Annotated in this window: 19 protein-coding genes, 1 pseudogene and 1 riboswitch; of the genes and pseudogenes, 8 read left to right on the top strand and 12 right to left on the bottom strand. The window is 45.4% G+C overall.

Annotated elements, in window-relative coordinates:
• Position 1 precedes the first annotated feature (1 nt).
• Positions 2 to 403: a molybdenum cofactor biosynthesis protein MoaE gene (locus FD04_RS05505; RefSeq protein WP_054699747.1), complete on the bottom strand. Its 402-nt coding sequence runs from the start codon at positions 401 to 403 to the stop codon at positions 2 to 4.
• A gap of 136 nt (positions 404 to 539) precedes the next feature.
• On the opposite strand from FD04_RS05505, the gene FD04_RS05500 reads away from it, so the two are divergent.
• The 3 genes from FD04_RS05500 to FD04_RS05490 are packed head-to-tail and all read left to right on the top strand — an operon-like array spanning position 540 to position 2,787.
• Positions 540 to 992 (top strand): flavodoxin domain-containing protein, encoded by a 453-nt coding sequence (locus FD04_RS05500; protein ID WP_054699745.1) that lies wholly within the window; start codon positions 540 to 542, stop codon positions 990 to 992.
• Positions 993 to 1,030: 38 nt separating this feature from the next.
• Complete coding sequence (locus FD04_RS05495) at positions 1,031 to 2,011, top strand: FecCD family ABC transporter permease (protein WP_054700087.1); 981 nt, start codon at positions 1,031 to 1,033, stop codon at positions 2,009 to 2,011.
• Positions 2,008 to 2,787: an ABC transporter ATP-binding protein gene (locus FD04_RS05490; protein WP_056947588.1), complete on the top strand. Its 780-nt coding sequence runs from the start codon at positions 2,008 to 2,010 to the stop codon at positions 2,785 to 2,787. The genes FD04_RS05495 and FD04_RS05490 overlap by 4 nt, the downstream gene beginning before the upstream one ends.
• Before the next feature lie 301 nt (positions 2,788 to 3,088).
• Here FD04_RS05490 and sufB read toward each other — a convergent pair whose 3' ends face one another.
• The 5 genes from sufB to sufC are packed head-to-tail and all read right to left on the bottom strand — an operon-like array spanning position 3,089 to position 8,301.
• Complete coding sequence (gene sufB, locus FD04_RS05485) at positions 3,089 to 4,513, bottom strand: Fe-S cluster assembly protein SufB (RefSeq protein ID WP_056947587.1); 1,425 nt, start codon at positions 4,511 to 4,513, stop codon at positions 3,089 to 3,091.
• A 3-nt stretch (positions 4,514 to 4,516) separates the two neighbouring features.
• Positions 4,517 to 4,984, bottom strand: coding sequence for a Fe-S cluster assembly sulfur transfer protein SufU (gene sufU / locus FD04_RS05480; protein WP_054699740.1), 468 nt, complete (start codon positions 4,982 to 4,984; stop codon positions 4,517 to 4,519).
• Positions 4,962 to 6,209: a cysteine desulfurase gene (locus FD04_RS05475; protein ID WP_056947585.1), complete on the bottom strand. Its 1,248-nt coding sequence runs from the start codon at positions 6,207 to 6,209 to the stop codon at positions 4,962 to 4,964. Before FD04_RS05475 ends, sufU begins: the two co-directional genes overlap by 23 nt.
• Positions 6,190 to 7,494 carry a Fe-S cluster assembly protein SufD gene (gene sufD, locus FD04_RS05470; RefSeq protein ID WP_056947583.1) on the bottom strand — a complete coding sequence of 435 codons (1,305 nt, stop codon included), beginning with the start codon at positions 7,492 to 7,494 and terminating at the stop codon, positions 6,190 to 6,192. Before sufD ends, FD04_RS05475 begins: the two co-directional genes overlap by 20 nt.
• Before the next feature lie 12 nt (positions 7,495 to 7,506).
• Positions 7,507 to 8,301, bottom strand: coding sequence for a Fe-S cluster assembly ATPase SufC (gene sufC, locus FD04_RS05465; RefSeq protein ID WP_056947581.1), 795 nt, complete (start codon positions 8,299 to 8,301; stop codon positions 7,507 to 7,509).
• A gap of 295 nt (positions 8,302 to 8,596) precedes the next feature.
• Between sufC and FD04_RS05460 the strand changes: the two genes are divergently transcribed.
• The 3 genes and pseudogenes from FD04_RS05460 to FD04_RS12320 all read left to right on the top strand — a co-directional run bounded on the left by FD04_RS05460 (position 8,597) and on the right by FD04_RS12320 (position 10,972).
• Positions 8,597 to 8,794 (top strand): FeoA family protein, encoded by a 198-nt coding sequence (locus FD04_RS05460; RefSeq protein WP_420806515.1) that lies wholly within the window; start codon positions 8,597 to 8,599, stop codon positions 8,792 to 8,794.
• A 3-nt stretch (positions 8,795 to 8,797) separates the two neighbouring features.
• Positions 8,798 to 10,792: pseudogene (gene feoB, locus FD04_RS05455) on the top strand (ferrous iron transport protein B).
• Between the two features lie 15 nt (positions 10,793 to 10,807).
• Positions 10,808 to 10,972: a FeoB-associated Cys-rich membrane protein gene (locus FD04_RS12320; RefSeq protein WP_082603143.1), complete on the top strand. Its 165-nt coding sequence runs from the start codon at positions 10,808 to 10,810 to the stop codon at positions 10,970 to 10,972.
• A gap of 427 nt (positions 10,973 to 11,399) precedes the next feature.
• Here the strand turns inward: FD04_RS12320 and FD04_RS05450 are convergent, their stop codons facing one another.
• Positions 11,400 to 12,377, bottom strand: coding sequence for a polyprenyl synthetase family protein (locus FD04_RS05450; RefSeq protein WP_056947579.1), 978 nt, complete (start codon positions 12,375 to 12,377; stop codon positions 11,400 to 11,402).
• A gap of 362 nt (positions 12,378 to 12,739) precedes the next feature.
• Here FD04_RS05450 and FD04_RS05440 point away from each other — a divergent pair, with 362 nt between their 5' ends.
• Positions 12,740 to 13,801 (top strand): ABC transporter substrate-binding protein, encoded by a 1,062-nt coding sequence (locus FD04_RS05440; protein ID WP_056947577.1) that lies wholly within the window; start codon positions 12,740 to 12,742, stop codon positions 13,799 to 13,801.
• A 67-nt stretch (positions 13,802 to 13,868) separates the two neighbouring features.
• On the opposite strand, the gene FD04_RS05435 is transcribed toward FD04_RS05440, so the two are convergent.
• The 3 genes from FD04_RS05435 to FD04_RS05425 form a co-directional block, all read right to left on the bottom strand.
• Entirely contained in the window at positions 13,869 to 14,306 is a 438-nt protein-coding gene (locus FD04_RS05435) for a hypothetical protein (RefSeq protein WP_420806514.1), read from the bottom strand.
• 12 nt (positions 14,307 to 14,318) lie between these two features.
• Positions 14,319 to 15,284: a hypothetical protein gene (locus tag FD04_RS05430; protein WP_054699732.1), complete on the bottom strand. Its 966-nt coding sequence runs from the start codon at positions 15,282 to 15,284 to the stop codon at positions 14,319 to 14,321.
• Between the two features lie 377 nt (positions 15,285 to 15,661).
• Positions 15,662 to 16,321 carry a hypothetical protein gene (locus FD04_RS05425; RefSeq protein ID WP_054699730.1) on the bottom strand — a complete coding sequence of 220 codons (660 nt, stop codon included), beginning with the start codon at positions 16,319 to 16,321 and terminating at the stop codon, positions 15,662 to 15,664.
• 346 nt (positions 16,322 to 16,667) lie between these two features.
• Here FD04_RS05425 and FD04_RS05420 point away from each other — a divergent pair, with 346 nt between their 5' ends.
• Positions 16,668 to 17,876: an acyltransferase gene (locus tag FD04_RS05420; protein ID WP_054699728.1), complete on the top strand. Its 1,209-nt coding sequence runs from the start codon at positions 16,668 to 16,670 to the stop codon at positions 17,874 to 17,876.
• Positions 17,877 to 18,105: 229 nt separating this feature from the next.
• Here FD04_RS05420 and FD04_RS05415 read toward each other — a convergent pair whose 3' ends face one another.
• Together FD04_RS05415 and FD04_RS05410 are read right to left on the bottom strand one after the other, a co-directional pair.
• Positions 18,106 to 18,663, bottom strand: coding sequence for an ECF transporter S component (locus tag FD04_RS05415; RefSeq protein WP_054699725.1), 558 nt, complete (start codon positions 18,661 to 18,663; stop codon positions 18,106 to 18,108).
• Positions 18,664 to 18,678: 15 nt separating this feature from the next.
• Positions 18,679 to 19,953 (bottom strand): acetylornithine deacetylase, encoded by a 1,275-nt coding sequence (locus FD04_RS05410; protein WP_056947575.1) that lies wholly within the window; start codon positions 19,951 to 19,953, stop codon positions 18,679 to 18,681.
• Between the two features lie 87 nt (positions 19,954 to 20,040).
• Positions 20,041 to 20,139: riboswitch (TPP riboswitch) on the bottom strand.
• Between the last annotated feature and the right edge of the window lie 59 nt (positions 20,140 to 20,198).

The raw sequence follows: 20,198 nt of genomic DNA, 5'->3' as shown, positions 1-20,198 counted from the left end.
ACTAATCCCCCCATCTCACAGCGTCGGTATCCGTTTCTTTTTTCCAAATTGGTACTTCTTGTTTCAGGGTATCAATTAAATACTCACACCAACGAAATGCATCGCCACGATGAGCAGCTGCCACACCGACAAAAACAGCCTCATCGGTCAATTCCAAATGGCCGGTTCGATGGGCGATGACTACTCGTGCACCCTTCGCTTCGATTGGCGCAGCTAATTTCTCAAGTTGCTTTTCGGCCATCGGATGATAAGCAGAATAATCAATGTATTTGGTTTCAATGTCACCCGTCCACTGTCGCACCGTTCCCACAAAGGTCACGATGCCACCGTATTGTGGATCCTTTAGTTTTTGGTACAGCGCATCCACATTAATTGGTGAATCGCCGATGTTGAGGTAATACATATTGACCACCCGTTTTTCCTAAACTTAATTACAACTCTTATTATTTCAAAAGAATATTCCTGATTGAATTAGTCAAATCCCTAATAATTGTCAAAATCGAAAATGATATACTGGACTTAAGAAAGAGGGGTTGAGAATGACCACAGCACGCGTGATTTTCGCATCCCTGACCGGGAATAATGAAGAGATTGCTGAATTTATCACGAGTGAGCTAGTTGCTCGCGGTTTTGATGCGCTTCAAGTTGAAATGTCACAATTTAATGAACAAGATTTACTTCAGTGTGACTTAGCCGTGATCGTTCCGTATACTTATGGTGAAGGTGATTTACCTGAGGAGGGCTTGGACCTGTACGACGCGTTAAGTGAGCTCAATTTGACGCACCTCACGTACGCGGTAGCTGGTTCCGGTGATATTGCGTACGGCGACGACTTTGGTTTAGCCGTCACCAAATTTGACGCGCGATTGCAGTCAACTGGTGCGACTCGTGCAGTAGCCCCATTACTGATTGATTTACGAATGGACAAGACTGATCAGCAACGGCTCAGACAATTTGTGGCTCAAATTCAATCGATTTTAGAAAGGCGGTGAGCGCTATTTCGACCACCCATCATCAATTTCGGACCATCATGTTTGCATTAATGACGCTAATTTTACTTGCCATTATTTCGCTTTGCTTTGGTAATTATCAGATTCCGATGTCTCATTTGTATGATGCAATATTAGCGCAATTCACTGGTCAACCACTGGTCAGTCCAATTGAAAGCAACATCATTTTTAGTTTACGGTTACCTCGAATGTTGGCCGCCGTTGGCATTGGTGCCGCCCTTGCCATTTCTGGGACGGCTTATCAAAGTATTTTTCAAAATCCGCTCGTGTCACCCGACTTACTGGGCGTCTCCAACGGCGCGGCAGTTGGCGCTGCGCTTGCCATTTTGCTTGGATTACATAGCTTTGGTACCCAGGTACTCGCGTTCATCGTCGGCCTGGCTGCGGTCATGCTGAGTGTGTTGATTCCGCGCCTGATGGGACGTTCAACCAACTTGACCTTAGTGTTGGCAGGTGTCGTTGTCAGCGGTCTCATGCAGGCCATTTTAGGCCTTTTAAAGTACATGGCGGATCCCGATTCACAACTGCAAAACATCGTCTATTGGCAACTGGGGAGTTTATCGAAAGTTACCGTTAATAGTTTCATGTCCGTACTGCCCATGCTGCTTTTGGGCACGCTGGTCTTATTTATCATGCGCTGGCGATTAACGGTCCTTGGTCTCGGTGACGCGGCCGCTCAAAGTATGGGCATTAACGTCACAACTGAACGGCGCATCGTCGTGCTCTGTGCGACCGTTTTAACTGCTGCCTCAGTGTGCTTGAGTGGTACGATTGGCTGGATTGGCCTCGTGGTGCCTCACATGGCCCGAATGCTAGTCGGTCCCAACACCCGGTACTCACTGCCGCTTTCTGGTCTGATTGGTGCCATCTTTTTGTTGATTGTGGACACACTAGCTCGTACGTTATCGGCTGGTGAAATTCCGCTCAGTATTCTAACTGGCTTTATTGGGACGCCAATCTTTATCTATATTCTAGCCACAAGGAAGGTGACCCTGCGATGAGCTTACTTGATGTGTCCCACCTCGCCTATCACTATCCTAAGCAAGCTGTCCTTTTTCAAGACATCAATTGCCAGCTCCAGGCTGGCCAAGTACTCACGATCTTAGGCCCTAATGGGATTGGCAAATCAACACTGTTAAAATGCCTGATGGGGCTTTTAAAGCCAACCAGTGGCACCATCAGTATGAACAACGTGCCCTTAGCAAAGCAATCAGTAAAACAACTTGCTCAGTTGGTCGCTTACGTCCCACAGCACGTGCCTGATCCAGGTAGTTTAACGGTTAATGATTACGTCGTTACTGGCCGAACACCGTATATGTCGTTTGCGCAAGCTCCCGGTGCGGAAGAATATGCGCGGGTTGAAGACGCGCTTGCACAATTAGGCTTGACGCAACTTGCAAACCGGCAAGTGAACACACTCAGTGGTGGCCAATTTCAGCTCGTAACAATTGCTAAAGCGTTGGTTCAAGAACCTCAGTTGGTCATTTTAGATGAACCCACCGCTGCGTTGGATTTTGGCCGACAGCGACAAGTACTGGCACTCATTCAGGATTTAGCGCAGCACCACTTTGCCGTGATCCATACCACGCATAATCCGAACCATGCTTTTCAATTGGGTCATATGGTTGGTTTATTCTCGCCAGATGGTTCATTTGAAACTGGCACGCCAGATGAGTTGTTGACGGAAGAACGATTGCAGCAGACTTATCAGACGCCGTTGAAGCTGATTTATGAGCCGACGTTGGGGCGGATGATTTGTGAATTACCGTCATTTTAGGAAAAGGAGCCAATGTCTCTCTCGTTGAGGCATTGGCTCCTTTTTGATTGATTTTATTAAAGTTTGACGCTTTATGTGTGCGCCACTTTTATCTAGCCTTATCGGGCTACACAAAGCAATGGCTCGCACTAAAAGTAACCCTTCGGGCCTTATGGCACTCCACTTATATCTAGTCTAATCGGGCTACAAGAGGCAGAGACTTGCACCTAAGGCGTCCCGCACATAAAGCTAAGTTCGGGCTTTATGTGCAGGACGCCTTAGGCTCCAGTCTCTAAACGCCTCTTTACGCACCTTGCACACCTTAACCGATTGACCCTTCCATCTCAAAACTAATCAACCGGTTCAATTCAACCGCATATTCCATTGGTAATTGCTTTGTGAATGGTTCGACGAAGCCCATGATGATCATTTCAGTGGCCTTAGATTCTGAAATACCACGACTCATGAGGTAATAGAGCTGTTCTTCTGAAATCTTTGAGACCTTGGCTTCGTGTTCCATGGCAACGTTACCGTTATAGATTTCGTTGTATGGAATCGTGTTTGATGATGACTGATCGTCCATAATGATCGTGTCACATTCCACGTGAGCCTTTGAGCCATCCGATTTCTTGGTAAAACGAACCGTCCCACGATAATCAGTGGCACCACCGGTTTTAGCAATTGACTTCGATACGATTGAGCTCGACGTATTCGGTGCATTATGAATCATCCGGGCACCAGAATCTTGCCGAATGCCGTTTGAAGCAACGGCAATTGACAACATCGTGCCGCGGGCGTTTTCACCGTTTAGGTATACACTTGGGTACTTCATGGTAACTTTTGACCCTAAGTTGCCGTCGACCCATTCCATCGTGGCGTTTTCTTCGGCAGCAGCCCGTTTCGTTTCCAGACTGTACACGTTATCCGACCAGTTTTGAATGGTGGTGTAACGACAATAGGCATCCTTTTCAACGTTAACTTCGACGACCGCAGCGTGCAAACTATCCGATGAATAGTTTGGTGCCGTACATCCTTCAACGTAGTCCACGCGCGCCCCTTCGTCCACAATGATCAATGTCCGTTCAAATTGACCGGAGTTTTCGGCGTTCAACCGGAAGTATGACTGAATTGGCGTTTTAGTCTGCACACCCTTTGGCACATAGATGAACGAGCCACCTGACCAAACTGCAGCGTTTAACGCCGCAAACTTGTTATCGGTGGGCTTCACTAACTTACCAAACCACTTCTTAAATAACTCTGGATATTCCCGTAAAGCAGTATCGGTATCTGTAAAGATAATCCCGAGTTTTTCAAAGTCGTTACGCATGTTGTGGTAAACCACTTCAGACTCGTATTGTGCAGATGATCCAGCTAAATAGTTTCGTTCAGCTTCAGGGACCCCCAACCGATCAAAGGTCTTCTTTAAATCGTCAGGGACGTCATCCCAATCACGGTACTTTTTATCGGTCATTTTTTGGTAGTACAACATGTTTTTTAAATCTAGATCAGATAAATCTGGCCCGTAATCTGGCATTGGCATCTTCTTGTAGGCTTCGTACGCCTTCAACCGATAATCCAACATCCATTGTGGTTCCTTTTTTGCAGCCGAAATTTCACGGACGGTCGCTTCAGTTAAGCCACGGCCAGTTGAATAGGCCGGCTTGATATCATCGTGGAACCCGTATTCATAGTCTTGATCTTTGGCAACGATGTCTGGGACACCTTGTGCGCCTGTTCCTTCTGCCATAAGCTATACTTCCCCTTCCTCTTCGCCTGACTCATCTTTGAGCAATGCCCGTTGAAGCGCCCACCATGCCAATGTTGCACACTTGATCCGTGCAGGGAAGGTCATGATGTTGCTTAAAATTGCCGCATCTTCAAGCTGGTCAAGATCTGCTTGTGAGTGTTCTTTACCCATCACCATATCGGAAAATGTCTTGGCCATGTGTAAGGCATCGTCTTTTGATTTACCCATGACGGCGTCAGTCATCATGCTGGCACTGGATTGGCTGATAGTGCAGCCTTCGCCAGTAAAGCCAATATCGGTGATTTTGTCATCATCGGAAAGTTGAACATCCAGGTTGATCACGTCACCACAGGTGGGATTTTTCAACGTAATTTTGTGCGTTGCATCCGCCAAAGCGTGTTTGTGATGTGGGTGGTCAGAATGATCCAAAATCACTTCTCGGTATAGATTATTTAGTTTCGCTAGTCCCATGATTGAAGAACTCCTTTGTCTCTTGAAGTGCCTCAAGCAGGCGATCAGCATCTGCTTGGGTGTTGTACAAATAAAAACTGGCACGTGCGGTAGCAGTCAGACCCAAATATTCCATCAATGGTTGCGCACAGTGGTGACCAGCACGCACTGCTACGCCTTCCATGTCTAAGGCCGTTGCCACATCGTGTGGGTGTAAGTCGTTCAGGTTAAACGCAATGACTCCGGTATGCTTAGCGGGATCTTGTGGGCCATAAACGGTCACACCGTCAATCGCCTCTAGTTTCGGTAATAGATAATTCACGATTGCTTGTTCGTGGGCTTGAACTTGATCCATCCCTATATTGGTCAGGTAATCAGCTGCAGCACCAAGGCCAACTGCCCCAGCAATGTTTTGAGTACCTGCCTCGAACTTGTAAGGTAATTCAGCCCAAGTACTGTCAAATTGGTGAACAAAGCCGATCATTTCACCACCAAATTGATAAGGTGGCATGGCTTCTAACAGTTCACGTTTGCCGTACAGGACGCCGATGCCAGTTGGGCCCATCATCTTGTGACCAGAAAAGGCGTAAAAATCAACGTCTAGATCCTGGACATCGACTTTCATGTGTGGCACCGATTGGGCACCATCGCCGACGAAAATAGCACCGTGTTGATGTGCTAAAGCGGCCAATTGCTTGACCGGATTAACGGTGCCCATGACGTTACTAGCGTGGGCAACGGCAACGATCTTAGTCTTATCGGTAATCAATTGTGCGGTTTCATCTAAGTCTAACTCACCATCGTCAGTTAAATGAATGTACTTTAACGTGGCATGCTTGCGAATCGCCAATTGTTGCCATGGAATCAGGTTACTGTGATGTTCCATGATGGAAATGACGATTTCGTCGCCGGCTTTAATGTTGGCCTCACCATACGTGCTGGCAACTAAGTTTAAGCCATCCGTACAGCCCTTCGTGAAAATGACTTCTTCAGGTTCTGGTGCATTGATGAACGCTTGCAACTTACGCCGCGCTTCTTCGTAGTCTGCGGTCGCCCGTTCAGCTAATGTGTGGACTCCACGGTGAACATTGGCGTTGTCCGTCTGATAAAAATGGGTCAGTGCCTCAATCACCTGGTTTGGACGTTGGGCAGTGGCTGCATTATCCAGATAAACAAGTTGTTCATCGTTAACAGTTTGATTCAAAATTGGAAAATCTTGGTTAAGTTTACTTAAAGTGTTGGCCATCCTCAAGCTTCCTTTCAATCACTTCAATCATTTCCTGACGAACTTCTGGTAACGGAATGTCTTCCAGAACTGGGCCTAAGAAACCACGAATAACAAGTCGTTGTGCTTGTTCCTTATCAATCCCACGACTCATCAAATAGTACAGTTGATTCTGATCAACTTGACCCACACTGGCAGCGTGGCCGGCAATGACGTCGTTTTCATCAATTAACAAAATCGGGTTGGCATCGCCGTGAGCTTGATCTGACATCATGAGCACCCGGTTTTCCTGTTCCGCATTGGCACCTGAGGCCCCATGGATAATGTCACCGATACCATTGAAGACCAATTCGGACTTCTCAAGCAACACACCACGTTGGGAAATGTTGGCTACCGTGTGCTTACCCTTATTAACAACCCGGTTATTGATCCCGTTGCTTTGTTTACCCGTGGTAACGGCAATCACCTTTGACTCTGAGTGTGCACCTTCGCCAATCAATTCGCTGGTGAAATCACCCAGGGTATTTTGGTCGTTAACCACCCCAATGGCCCAATCGAACCGCGCATTGCGACTGAGGTTAGCTCGACGGTGAAGGAATGAGTATGTGTGTTCACCCAATTCATCGACACTTGAGAAATGCACGTTACTGTTGGCACGAGCGAGCACTTCAACCATGCAACTGGCGGCGTTTTGTTCGTCGCCTTTGGTGTTGAGATGTTGAATGAATGAAAAGCTGCTGTCTTCTTCAGCCACGATCAACACGTGTGACACCATCGCTTGTTTGACCGTACTATCTTGGATCAAATAGGCTTCGATTGGTTGTTTGATGGTCACGCCCTTTGGCACGTACAGGAAAACCCCTGCGTTTAAAAAGGCTTGGTGATAAGCCGTCAACTTGTTTTCATCGGCTTTGGTGACCTTATCCATAAAGTACTTCTCAGTCAATCGTGGATGTTCACGAAAGGCACTGAAGATATCGGTCAAAATGACACCTTGTTCATCCAATTCATCTGGTAAATTGATGGCAACCGTGGTTTGACCTACTTGAACAAACCGAATTTGGTCAGTTGCGGCTGGAACTGAATCCGCCAACGCCTTATCTGAACGGTGCCAACTCAGATCCATGTTGTCCATCAATGGCCAACGATGGTAGTCATAGCGCTGTACTTGTGGCAGTGCTAAATCCTGCATGGCATCGATTGCGGCTAACCGACGATCAACAAACCAGTGTGGCTCGCCATGCTCGTTAGCAGCTGCTTCAACTGAAGCCTTGATTGCTTCATAATCTTGAACTGCACTCTTCACAACTACCCCTCCTTAACGGTTGTCGTCAACTAAACTAACATCCAACCCTAATTCGTCACGTAAACCAGCGTAGCCTTCGCTTTCAAGTTTCTTAGCGAGTTCAGCGTCGCCACTCTTCACGATCTTACCGCCCATCATCACGTGAACCACGTCAGGTACGATATAGTTCAACAAGCGTTGGTAGTGGGTAATGATCAATGAGCCAAAGTTGTCACCCCGCATTGAGTTAACACCCTTTGATACCACTTGAAGTGCATCGATATCAAGCCCAGAGTCAATTTCATCTAGCAAGGCAAATGATGGCTTGATCATCAATAACTGAAGGATCTCGTTTCGTTTCTTTTCGCCACCTGAGAAGCCTTCATTCAGGTAACGTTCCGTCATTTCTTCACTCATATCCAATAATTCAAGGTTCTTATCCAGTTCCTTTAAGAAAGCCATGACTGAAATTTGGTCATCTTCTGGCCGACGTGAATTAATTGCCGCCCGTAAGAATTCTGCGTTGGTCACGCCTTGGATCTCAGCTGGGTATTGCATTGCTAAAAACAAACCTTTACGAGCACGCTCGTCAACTGGCATGTCCAAGATGCTTTCACCATTTAATAAAATGTCACCCTGCGTAACGTGATAGGCGCTATTACCCATGATGGTCTGTGACAGTGTTGATTTACCCGTTCCGTTAGGTCCCATGATGGCGTGAATCTCGCCGGTATTCATGGTTAAATTAACACCCTTTAAAATCTCGCGAGTTTGGTCCTTTTCTTCTTCAATCTCAACGTGCAGATCTTTCACTTCGAGCGTTGCCATTAAAATCATCCTCCACTAGTTAGTCATCACCAACAAGAATATTTAGGAATATTTCTGAAACGTAGCCAAAATGTAACCGCCACCATCCCATTTACTTTTATCGGCGCAAATATTGTTCATTACATCATTAGATTATAGAGGTTTTCTCACGATATTCAAACTAGGCATTTCCCTTATACCTAAAAAAATCATATTATGAGATAGTATATGGTGTAAGATATTCATAATAACAATTTGAAATTGAACTGATTTAAGAATATTTTTGTTCGCTTAACTGCGAGAAAGGTTGATGATCATGAAACAATTTACCATTCACCAGTTTAATGGCCTCGACGACTCAACCACACAACGACTACATAGCTTGGGTCTTCAAACTGGCAGCGTACTCACAACCGTGCGCTTTTACCCATTTCATGGACCCGTCATTATTCAAGTCGACCAGCAGCGAATCGGTATTCGCTACCAAGTCTTTCGACAACTCATAGGGGGTTAGATGATGACAACCGTCGCATTATTAGGCAATCCGAATACCGGTAAAACCACCCTGTTTAATGAATTGACTGATAAGTACGCCTACGTCGGTAACTGGACCGGTGTAACGGTAGAAAAAAAGGTCGGTCAAATTAAACACAGTGACACTATGGTTGTAGACTTGCCAGGCATTTATTCGCTCAACCCAATCACTAAGGACGAATCCGTGGTGACTAATTACCTGCTCAGGAGCAAGCCTGACCTGATTTTAAACGTCACCAACGCCAGTCAGCTCAAGCGTAACCTACTGTTATCCATCGAAGTATTGGAACTGGGCTTGCCAGTCATCATCACACTTAACATGATCGATGACTTAAAGCGAACTGGCCATTACTATAATTTGGAAACGCTCGCAAACGCTCTAGGCTGCCCGATTCGTACCACTAATGCCCGCAGCAAAGAGGGGTTGGAACAATTAAAATCTGAATTAGTAAAAGATCAAGCTCAGATCCATGAAAATTCACCGCTGAAACTAGACTATCCGATGATGGTTAATCAAGCCATCCGACAGGCAACTAATTCATTAGTAAATGATTATAAAATTGAGCCACAATTTGCTCATTGGTTATCAATCCAGTACATTAATTGCAATAAAGTGGTTCGAAAATACGCTAAAGCACATGATTTAAAGCCGTTACTTTCCCAACGTGCTTATTATGATGCTCAGAAGTTTGAGGATGCGATTTTTGAGACCCGCTTGGCCTTTATTGAATCAACGCTTACCACAGCAACTGAGACACTCGAATCCACGAAGCACGTTACGATAACGTCAAAAATCGATAAAGTGGTCACCCACCCGTTACTCGGTTTACCCGTCTTTATTGGTGTCTTCTTTTTAATGTTTAAACTATCATTTGACTGGATTGGCACGCCACTGTCTAACCAGCTTGATGCACTGTTATCTGGCCCGATATCCACCTGGGCAAATCATTTTCTTACTCAAGTTGGCGCGTTGCCGATGTTACGGTCATTAGTCGTCAATGGCTTAATCGCCGGGGTTGGCGGTGTGCTAGTGTTTATGCCCCAGATTTTCGTGTTATTCGCCTGTATTTCGATTCTTGAAGATTCCGGCTACATGGCCCGGGCAGCTCTCGTGACTGACCGAATCATGGAACTGATTGGCCTGAACGGTAAGGCGTTCATTCCACTGATTATTGGGTTTGGTTGCAACGTCACCGGTATCATGGCCGCACGTACGATCGAACAACCCAAAGAGCGACTGATCACCACCCTGATTTCACCTTTCATGAGTTGCTCTGCACGACTGCCAATTTACAGCCTGTTCGTAGCCGCCCTATTTCCACGTCATCAAGCCGTGATTGTGTTATCAATTTATTTCTTGGGGATCACGGTTGGTCTGTTAATGGCTAAGTTTTACCACGTTTTATTTCACGTTAAAGAGAACTCAGTTTTCATCGTGTAACTACCGCAGTACCACATGCCACGTCCTGACATTATCTGGCACGGGACGTGGGATAAAGGCAAGGGCTTCGTCAAAAAAGCCGGCACAATTATTTTTGCCGGTACCGTCTTAATTTGGCTGTTATCAAACTTTGGTTTGCACGGTTACACCACCAATATTAGTCAAAGTTTTGCGGCTAACTTAGGTCAACTGTTACTGCCCGCCTTCAAGCCAATTGGCATTACAACTTGGCAGCCAATCAGCGCGTTGTTGACTGGCGTCCTCGCTAAGGAAGTCATCAGTTCCAGCATGATGGTGTTATTCCATACCAGCAACCAAACCGCGTTAATCGCTGCATTGGGTGGCAGTTTCAACATGTTATCTGCCTATGCATTATTAGTCTTTATCTTGCTTTACATCCCATGTTTTGCTACGATTGGGACAATTAAGTCAGAGACTGGTTCTGGTAAGTGGGCCACTTATTCGGTGGTCTCTAGCCTATTTATCAGTTATAGTTTAGCCTTTTTGATTTTTCAGATTGGTTCTTTGTTCATGTGAAAAGAGGCATTCGAGATGAGTTTGATTGTTAATATTTTAATCATGGCCGCCATTGTTGGATTTGCCGGCTATCAGATTTACCGCGCTGTGAAGCGTTCCAAACAAGGCAAGTGCGCAGCTTGTGATTACGACTGTGAAGCCAAGCGAATGATGGACAACGCTAAGAAGCGTCCGGTATAGTCATTTGACCACCAAGTTTAATTGCTTGGTGGTTTTTTTATTGGGCATCGCGAGTTTTTAGATTAGTTTGATGCGCTTTTACGCACCGCTTTCGTTTCGATAATCAGGCCCGGTCCACTGCCGTGGGACCAGCTTCGGCCACGTTTCCCGTGTCTTACGCTTCGGTCATGAGCCTCACAACCCGAGTCTCATGACCGTCCAATGGTTGTAAATACTAAAGCACCAACAGCCATTTGTCACTGCTGCGGACCGGGCCTGATTGTCTACACTAACGTCACTTGACCGTTATACGTTTAAATACCGATCGAACTAACGTGTCGAGAACTGTAGGTAAACCGCTGGTCACAGTATCAGTGACACCCAATAAAAAAAGCACTCAAAATTCCATTACCGGAATTCTAAGTACTTCTGTCATATTTCAAAATCATTACTGTTGCCGCCCAAGCAACCATGAGGTTAAGGTTGCCAAATCCTGTTTGACGGGCTGGTCTGGTAATTGATCAATCAACGCTAAAGCTTGTTGTGTCAATTCAGCCGCTTTAGCTTTTGCCTGACCCACACCATCATATTGCGTCACCAGTCGTTGAACCTGCACCATGTCGTCACTAGTCATCTGGTCTTTTTTGGCCAGATAAGGCTTAAAGACCTGACCAGCCCCCTTCATTGCCAGAATTAACGGTAACGAATAGACGCCCGACTTAAGGTCTTCTAAAACTGGCTTCTTGGTGGCTTTGGACTGTCCATCATAATCTAAGATATCATCCAAGATCTGATATGCCTGACCGATCGTCATGCCGATTTGACCAGCCAAGTCAACCACAGCTTGTGAGCTATGACTCAACGATGCACCTTGTCGACAACTAAGCCAGAATAACTCGGCAGTTTTACCACTAATCTCTTGGAAATACTCATCTTCAGTCACGTCACGCTTGTAATTAAGCGTCATCTGTTCCAACTCACCAATCAAAATGTCGCGCATGCTGTTGATATTCAGCTGCAATTCGGCCATATCATGGGTGGCTTTCATGACTTCATTAAAATAAACCGTGAACAAATAATCGCCCGCGTACACAGCGTTTCGTGAGCCATACAGCGTGTGAATCGTCGTCACACCACGACGTAGTGGCGAACGGTCAATCACGTCGTCGTGAATCAGTGTAGCAACGTGAAGTAGTTCCAAGGATGCAGCCCCTGCACGCAAAGCGTCTTCATCATGTTGTTCACCAAACTCAGTAAACAAGTAAAACAGACCGGGCCGTAAGAGCTTGCCCCCAGATTGTAATAACGCGAGTATTCGTTTATGTATCGGTTGGTTTGGTAATGTCACCACATCTACGAGATAAGGTTGCAACTGTTGTAGTTGTGTCTGAACTCGTGGAAACTGGCGCCATAGTTTGTGAACCATCTTTGGCACTCCTCTACCTTGAATTTACCCGCACTCCCCACGGGTTTATAACGTAAAATAACTGCTTTCACTATGTTACCACATCCGTTGCAATTCGTGTTGCTCTGGCCGTATAAATTACAGTTGAAACGAGTTAAGGTGCAAGTTGATGATGCCGGACGAACAGCTGCAATTAATGCTGATATAACGGCGTTTTCAGTCAATTTTATGCTTAAATATTCCTGTCAATTAAGTGAAAATATACCAAAAATACGATATAATTATTTTATAAGCGGTTTCATTCTCTTCATGTTGGAACACTATAAAATCGTTGAACAGCAATTATTTGAACCACTGCATTTATTCTGGGAGGAGTTTGTTATATGAAACATCAAGTTCGTTTTGTCGCTGGTATCTTAAGTATACTAGCATTGGCTACCATTGTGGTCGGCTGTGGGAATACTAGCAAGTCTAGCAGTAACAGCTCAACGACCACCCGAACGGTGACTGATATGAGTGGTACCAAAGTTAAGCTTCCCACCCAAGTCTCACGAGTTGCTGACCTTTGGCACGCAAATAATCAAGTCGTGATGCTACTCGGCGGTCAAAAGAAATTAGTGGCAACCACACAAATGATTAAAACAGAGCCATGGATCAACGCCATTTTCCCTGGCATTTCAAAAGTTAAAGCACCGTTTTCCGGAGAGGACATGCAGATTGAAGCGCTACTCAAAACGAAACCTGACGTGGTGATTTCATCTGACCCTGGCCAAATTAAACAGGCCCGAAACGCTAAATTACCGACCGTGAACGCCATGTATCAGGATTTTGCGGGCTTACGTCGTTCCGTAAACCTAACCGCAAACGTACTAGGCGGTAACGCGCCTAAAGTTGCTAAGAATTACCAAAAGGACTTAACCAGCAACTTGAATTACGTTAAAACTCAGCTGAAAGGTGTCACCAACAAGCCAAAGGTGCTCCACATCGTCAACAGCACCAACTTAAACGTGGTGGATGGCCAAAACACGATTGTGGACGAATGGATCAAGGCAGCTGGTGGTCAAAACGCCCTGTCTCAAAAAGGTAACATGATTTCGGTCACAACTGAAAAATTGGCCAAGTCTAACCCCGACGTCATCATTGTCGGTAGTACAACCACCGCCAATGCCCTAAAAGCCTTGAAAAAAGACCCCGTCCTCAGCAAACTGACTGCGGTCAAAACTGGTCACGTATACGGCAACCCACAAGGCACCTTCCCGTGGGATCGTTACAGTGCAGAAGAAGCCCTTCAAGTGCTTTGGGCTGCGCAGAAACTACATCCTGCCCAGTTCAAGCAGCTCCACATGACCCAAAAGACGCAAGCCTTCTACCAGAAATATTACAACTATCAGTTGAGTCGCCATCAAGCTAACCTGATTTTATCAGGCTCAACAGCTACTAAGTAAATGAATAAGCAATGAACGCCCCGGTGTGAGTAGTCATACCGAGGCGTTTTTCATTCACATCAACGATTTAATGTGAAACTTGTTTCCAAAGTTCTTCGTCAAAATGACCTAAACCGTTCGCTTGCAGCGTTTTAAAGTATGCTAATAATTCAATTGACCCACTCTTACTGATAGACGCAATCGCATTCAAACCAGTTCCAGTTGGCACCACGTTACTCATATGGGTGATTTCGTTACCGTTCACAATTTCGACCTGTGCACATGTAATTGTCCAGTTCTCCAAAACGTTCGGGGCAAATATCAGAAATAAATTGTAATCGTCGGATAAATACCCAGGTAGCGCCCATGCCACATCATCCAAAGGTTCTGGATACAAGTTACCTTGCATGGCAAAGTCTTCAATATTCGCTTGGGTCGGTGCCACATCCAGCACAAATAGTGTGTTTTCAAATTCCGGTAAACCCATTTTGGCTTCTGGCCCTGTTAAGGGTTCTTGGTTCATCATCTTCGTCACATCCTAAGCAAAGTTTTGACGGTAAAAGTTGTATTTGGTTTTGATTTCGTTTAGTGGCTGATCCATGACGTGTTCGAAACCGTCAGCGTCAAGTTTAAATCGATCAGCAATTTTGGCGGTCAATCGAATGCGTAAGCCTGGTTGTTTGGCAATCAGTGGCCGCAAGTCCGTCGACATGATTTCAAAGGCTGGCACAAAGTCCGGTACCAACAGCTTGCTGAAATCTTGATAAGTGTCAGCTAACACTTCTGCGTAAGCGTGGTCAGCGTACTTGAGTTCAATTTCCTCTAATTTATTGAAATAGGTCTCGTCTTGAAGGCCCTTTTCGTTTTTGATAATGTGTTGCTCGTCGTATTCGTGCATCAAGTAAGCATCCCAATCACGGTATGCGTACGTGGTCATCTTAACTACTAAGTGACGCCCTTCTTCTGTGACATTTTCAGGCACCATCTCACCCTTCGAATTAATCAAATACGGCTTAACAAGCTGCTTAGTCACCTCATAATAAAAGGTGCCAGGGATAAGTTCTTGGTCTTGATCCGCGTTGTAGAGTTCACCTTCACCCGTCAGCTCAGGTAGCCCAATCAGACTTAATCGAGTCTGATTGACCGCATATATCATATCTTCCAATTCTTCATCGATATCATCCGTTCGACTAATAATCTGCAGAATGTGGGTAAATAACCGCACCAGTTCATTGCGTTCACCCTTCTGGTTGGGATAAACGCCTAACTGGCGCGCATACTTACGAGTCTCACGTTCTAACTGTTCTTCCAGTGAAGTTGTCAGCCGTTCTACTTTCACCGGCAACACGGGCTGATCAAAGGCTTCTTGCGCCACCGTTCGCACGGCGTCACGCAACCGCGGCCGCATTTCAATAAAGTCTGGAAATTCAAACACGTTTTGAAAATCATAGTGACCACTTGCGTCCAGTCGCGAAGCGTTCAAGTCAAAGTTAAACTGTCCCAAAATGTGTCCCCCGTTTCATGGTTTTCTTTTAGTTTACCGGGGTGTGGGCGGGAATGCTATTAGGGAAAGGGCGCATAATGAAATGTCGTGATCTGCATAATATTTTGCGTGAAGAGAAAGCAGATTCGGAAGTATGATTGATAACTGACTGATACATCCGAGTGTAAATAGCTCATAAACTTGATAGATTTTTTCAGATATTTGCAAATTTTTCGCCAATGTTACGTATTTATGCTTGTTACAATATATCAATTTATCAGAAATAAGAAATCAACCAATACGCAAATAGAGGCGACACCCAGGTTTCCACTTGGGTGTCGCCTCTACTTGTTATAAATAATTATTTAGGCAGGATAAGAAACCTACAAAGTTAAACATTATCCCTTCAAACTAAACGCATCCTTCACATAAACATAACCAGCGTGCACACCCGTATTCAAGGCTTTTTGACCGTCCGAACTCTTCGGATCAACCTTTGAATAACCATCGTTGTAACGTTCGGTCAGCACCTTGTTGATATCAGCTTTCAGTGACTTCTTAGTATAAGCATTAAACATCCGCGTGAACGGATTCTTAGTTGTTCTGGTAATCGCGTAGGTCGTCCCATGATTGCTGACCAAGCGCCGAGAACCACTGTTATAGAGTTTAACCCGGTACTTCGAGTTGCTTAACTTATATAACCCGAACTTATATTTCGTACTTGTCAGCTTTCCACCATTGTCCAACAGTCGAAACGTGGTCGTAAACGTGCGGCGATTAGCACTGATCTGGTGGTATGAAATGCTGCCGGTATACACGATACCCGCTTTAAAATCAGACATCACGAGATAATGGTAAGTTTTATGACCGGACTTCTTGTTTTGCCAGTGAAAGGCATAACGGCCCTTATTGGTGTAATAATAGCCAGATGGATTCTGAAGATCCTTTTTAGCAAACTTCGCTGATGCCTGGGCAACTGTTGGCTGTTGCGTGGCAAGATAGCCACCCCCTAGGCCAAGTGCAAGTGCAACAACGGTCGTTACAGTTGTTTTATTCATGATGAAATCCCCCTCGGATTGAAATCGCCTACATTACTTACGGTTGACTTTATCATAGTTAATTGCCCTGCACAATATAAAATATTTATAGGAAGATTAATTTATTGTATACACTTCTGGCATTTTAGGGAGAATTAGTAGCTCAAAGATATCACTAATAAACGCTGTTACATCAATTACTTGTATTATACATATTAATGTTGATCCAATACAATCGATCTAATTCCTACCGATTTGAAGGTTTCAGTATATTTAACAGTCGGTCAACTATCAATTTCCAGCTTTAAGCCCACTTTAAGTTAACCGGCTTAACCTAAGCTCATGACTTTTTCAAGGAGATGAGCACGTGGCTCAAACGACGCCAAAACATAAAGTGCACCTCTATGAAGTAGACTTCATGCGACTCTTCTTCATTTTTGGTGTCTTAATCAATCACAGTGTCAATGTATTTACGGATCATATGAGTTCTACTTCAGGTTTACCCTACTACTTAGTGGACAGCATCCGCATGATTCCGCACTACACGCGAATGGGCTTTTTGTTCATGAGTGGTTTAGTGCTGATGTTGAACTACTACAACAAGGAACCCCACTGGGGCGCATTTTTGAAGAAACGTTTCAAAGGCAGCATTCCACCCTACTTAATCTGGAACTTTCTGATGATGGTTGTCATCATGTGGGCAAACAACGATACTTTTCAGTTCTCGAAGTTCAGTCTATCGTACTTAAACTATGTCGTCCACGGCAGTCACTTCTACCTATACTTTATGATTATCATCATGCAACTCTACTTACTATTTCCTGGACTCGTTTGGCTCTTCAAGCGTTTGGAAGGCCATCACGGCACGCTTCTCACCGTAAGTTTCGTGATTCAGTTAGCCATGATGTTTGTGATCAAATACAAACTGGAACAAATGGACCTGACAAGTTGGCCGTACTGGTTCAAAACCTTTGGCATTAACGTGTTTGTTTACCAATTCTACTTCATTGCGGGTGGCTATACTGCCATTCACTATAATGAAGTCTATGATTGGATCAATGCGCACATTAAACCGCTGGCGATTACCGCCGTTGTGATGGGACTTGGTACCACCGTCTATTTCCGATTCTGGGACGAAGCTGTTTTACACCTCGGCCAAAGCTCATCTGATGATACGCAACAACCTTACCTGTTTATCTATGACGTCATCATGATTATGGTCGTTTTCTGGATTGGCAAACAATACGCAGCTTGGCGGCAAAATGGCATGCCTAGTTGGTTGGACGGCATCATCCAACGCAGTGCTAAGGTCAACTTCGGTATTTACCTGAACCAAATCATTGGTTTAATCACCCTACGACTTATCTTGGATCACTTACAACTTGGTGACTGGGCGCTAGTCGTTGCCATCCCACTTGGTAGCCTGTTTGTACTCTCCTACTCGTTCTTGATTGCTTGGTTCTGCTATAAAGTTTATCCATTTGGCTTCTTGATTGGGCGACCACAGAAGCGTCCGCTAAAGGCACGACATGCGAAAGGAATCGGTCACGCAGCCTCACTCAGAGTTCGTGAATAGAAAATAACCAGCTAGATTTGTATGATTTCGTCTTTCAAAACAGGCGCAATCATTGGATCAACTCACAAAAATACGAAGTCAGAACCTGAGTCACTGTATCAGTGAAGGGTCTCGACTTCGTATTTTTAATTTGCTCAAAAAATTTCACTTTCTTCACGGTTCGACGATGTCATAGAGTTAAATAAACACACCACACCACATCACTGCCAATTGTTTAATCAAATCACAACTATTCTTCTGATTTCAAATGCCGAAGCGCATGCGCCCGCTCTAGCAGTGCAAAGATACTGTGAACCAAAACGGTGCCAAAGAAAATCACGGAAATCAGCCGTACCGTAAATAAGGCCACGATCATTCCCAGCGAATAGTGAATGTAGCCCAGCTTGAAGACCTCATACGTAAAGGCGACGATGGTGGTTGTCACGGATGATGTCAGTAAACTCAACCAATTCCACTGTTTGTAGCGCCAAACGGCAAACCCAATCTCACTGCCGACCCCCTGCACGATACCAGACAAGAGGGCTGCAATGCCAAAGGTACCGCCAAAAATCACTTCAGCCGCCGCACCCAGTACTTCACCGACGATGGCCGCACCAGGAATTCGGGTAAGATAGATGGCCAGTGGTCCGGCCATGATCCACAGACCAAACAAAATTTCATTTGCAAATGGCCCGACCGCCACAAATAATACATTGTACAAGTAATCTGTACCGACAAAAATCGCCCCAAAAATTAAGGCAATCATAGTAATTAAGATAATATCTTGCAGGTGAAAATGTTTTTTCATAGTTGGATCCTCCCGTTATTTGGCCTGATTGCACCAATCAATTACAAATGCCGCCAACACTTTGGTATACGTCAATAATTGCGATAACTGCACCATCTCGTTGTCACTGTGGGCCTGTTCTAGTTCACCTGGTCCATATACGACTGCTGGAATATTGTAGGCCTCAAACCAACCGCCGTCCGTGACCGTGGTTGACATTGAAATGTCTGGTTTGTGACCTAACTGCTGCTCGTGTGCCTGACTAAGTAATTGAACCGCTGGCGACTGAACGTCGATTTGCAGCGCAGGGAATACCTCACCCTTATCGACCAGCATTGAATCGCCACCCCACTGAAAGGTTGGTAACTGATCTTTCAACCATGGATCCGCCTTGGCTGCTGCCAAGACTTGCGCTTCAATTTCTTTGGTAACCTGAGCCACTGTTTCATTTGGATAAAAATGAACCGTGATCCAGAGGCGACATTCGTTGGCAACAAAAGCGGGGTGAATGCCCCCCTCAATGTACGCAGGGTTAATGGTATCGGTGCCCGCTGGAAAACCGGGATACTGTTTTGTCACCGCCCAATAGTGTTCCAATTTTTGGAGGGCCTCAATGATCACCGGCATTTTTTCAACCATACTTGCGGCCTTTAATCCACCACCAGCCCGCAACATGTTCACCCGGTTGCCGTCATGATAGGTATGCGGACTACGAAGTGTTATCCAGCCAGTGACCACACCACCTTGCCCCTGAAAGGTCAGATTACTGGTATCGCCCACGATTGCAAAATCAGCTGTCTCACCCTGCTTCAACAGTGTTTTAGTCCCGGCCTCACCCGCTTCTTCACCAACCACCGACTGAAAAATCAAATCTCCTGGCAGCGTTATCCCTTGTTGCTTTAATAAGTAGGCCAGGTAAATAAAGCAGGCCATCGCCCCTTTCATATCACTAACACCGCGACCAAACAGCTGATCAGCCTCTTGCGTTAATGTAAACGGGTCGGTTTCCCACTTATCCGCATCCGTCAGTGCCGCCACGTCCACATGGCCGTTTAAAATCAAACTCTGATAGTGCATATGATTACTGCCCCTTAGGACGGCCGATAATAAGCGGTCTTGTTCATAAAACGGCTGCTGATTGACCGTGGCGCCAGCTTCGGTGAGTTGATTGGCCACGTACTGTTGAACACCAATCGTGTTACGTGCGGGTGGTGAAACTGTTTCAAAGGCCACCAATCGTGACAAAATTGTCACCAAGTGGTCTTGTTGAGCCGTTACCGCTGCCAACAATGACGCTTTTGAACTATCCATATTACAAAGTCCCTTCGTGGTACAAACTCAGCCACGAACCTAAGTTAGACAAAAAAAGACCCTCGAAGCAAGCTTCGAGAGTCTGATTCACACGATCAATAGCTTTCCTACGTGAGTGTTAACTCTCAGGTTCAAAGGGTCTGGCGACTGCCATCTCAGCTCGAATGAGCACCCCTAGCTTGTGGCCTAATCATGCCATAATTAATTGAGAAATGCAATCATTCTTCTTCCAATCACCAAATTTG

The sequence above is a fragment of the Secundilactobacillus odoratitofui DSM 19909 = JCM 15043 genome, from assembly GCF_001434895.1.
In the GTDB taxonomy this organism is placed as follows: Bacteria; Bacillota; Bacilli; order Lactobacillales; family Lactobacillaceae; genus Secundilactobacillus; species Secundilactobacillus odoratitofui.
Note: the sequence above shows the minus strand (reverse complement) of the source record. Positions and strands in the feature narration are given on the sequence as shown.

Excerpts from the sequence above, each read along its gene's own strand:
- sufU (WP_054699740.1), bottom strand. The coding sequence starts at position 4,984 with ATGGGACTAGCGAAACTAAATAATCTATACCGAGAAGTGATTTTGGAT.
- FD04_RS05495 (WP_054700087.1), top strand. The coding sequence starts at position 1,031 with ATGTTTGCATTAATGACGCTAATTTTACTTGCCATTATTTCGCTTTGC.
- FD04_RS05460 (WP_420806515.1), top strand. The coding sequence starts at position 8,597 with ATGAAACAATTTACCATTCACCAGTTTAATGGCCTCGACGACTCAACC.
- FD04_RS05425 (WP_054699730.1), bottom strand. The coding sequence starts at position 16,321 with ATGAATAAAACAACTGTAACGACCGTTGTTGCACTTGCACTTGGCCTA.
- FD04_RS12320 (WP_082603143.1), top strand. The coding sequence starts at position 10,808 with ATGAGTTTGATTGTTAATATTTTAATCATGGCCGCCATTGTTGGATTT.
- FD04_RS05490 (WP_056947588.1), top strand. The coding sequence starts at position 2,008 with ATGAGCTTACTTGATGTGTCCCACCTCGCCTATCACTATCCTAAGCAA.
- FD04_RS05500 (WP_054699745.1), top strand. The coding sequence starts at position 540 with ATGACCACAGCACGCGTGATTTTCGCATCCCTGACCGGGAATAATGAA.
- FD04_RS05410 (WP_056947575.1), bottom strand. The coding sequence starts at position 19,953 with ATGGATAGTTCAAAAGCGTCATTGTTGGCAGCGGTAACGGCTCAACAA.
- FD04_RS05505 (WP_054699747.1), bottom strand. The coding sequence starts at position 403 with ATGTATTACCTCAACATCGGCGATTCACCAATTAATGTGGATGCGCTG.
- FD04_RS05415 (WP_054699725.1), bottom strand. The coding sequence starts at position 18,663 with ATGAAAAAACATTTTCACCTGCAAGATATTATCTTAATTACTATGATT.
- sufB (WP_056947587.1), bottom strand. The coding sequence starts at position 4,513 with ATGGCAGAAGGAACAGGCGCACAAGGTGTCCCAGACATCGTTGCCAAA.
- FD04_RS05435 (WP_420806514.1), bottom strand. The coding sequence starts at position 14,306 with ATGATGAACCAAGAACCCTTAACAGGGCCAGAAGCCAAAATGGGTTTA.
- FD04_RS05450 (WP_056947579.1), bottom strand. The coding sequence starts at position 12,377 with ATGGTTCACAAACTATGGCGCCAGTTTCCACGAGTTCAGACACAACTA.
- FD04_RS05475 (WP_056947585.1), bottom strand. The coding sequence starts at position 6,209 with ATGGCCAACACTTTAAGTAAACTTAACCAAGATTTTCCAATTTTGAAT.
- sufC (WP_056947581.1), bottom strand. The coding sequence starts at position 8,301 with ATGGCAACGCTCGAAGTGAAAGATCTGCACGTTGAGATTGAAGAAGAA.
- FD04_RS05440 (WP_056947577.1), top strand. The coding sequence starts at position 12,740 with ATGAAACATCAAGTTCGTTTTGTCGCTGGTATCTTAAGTATACTAGCA.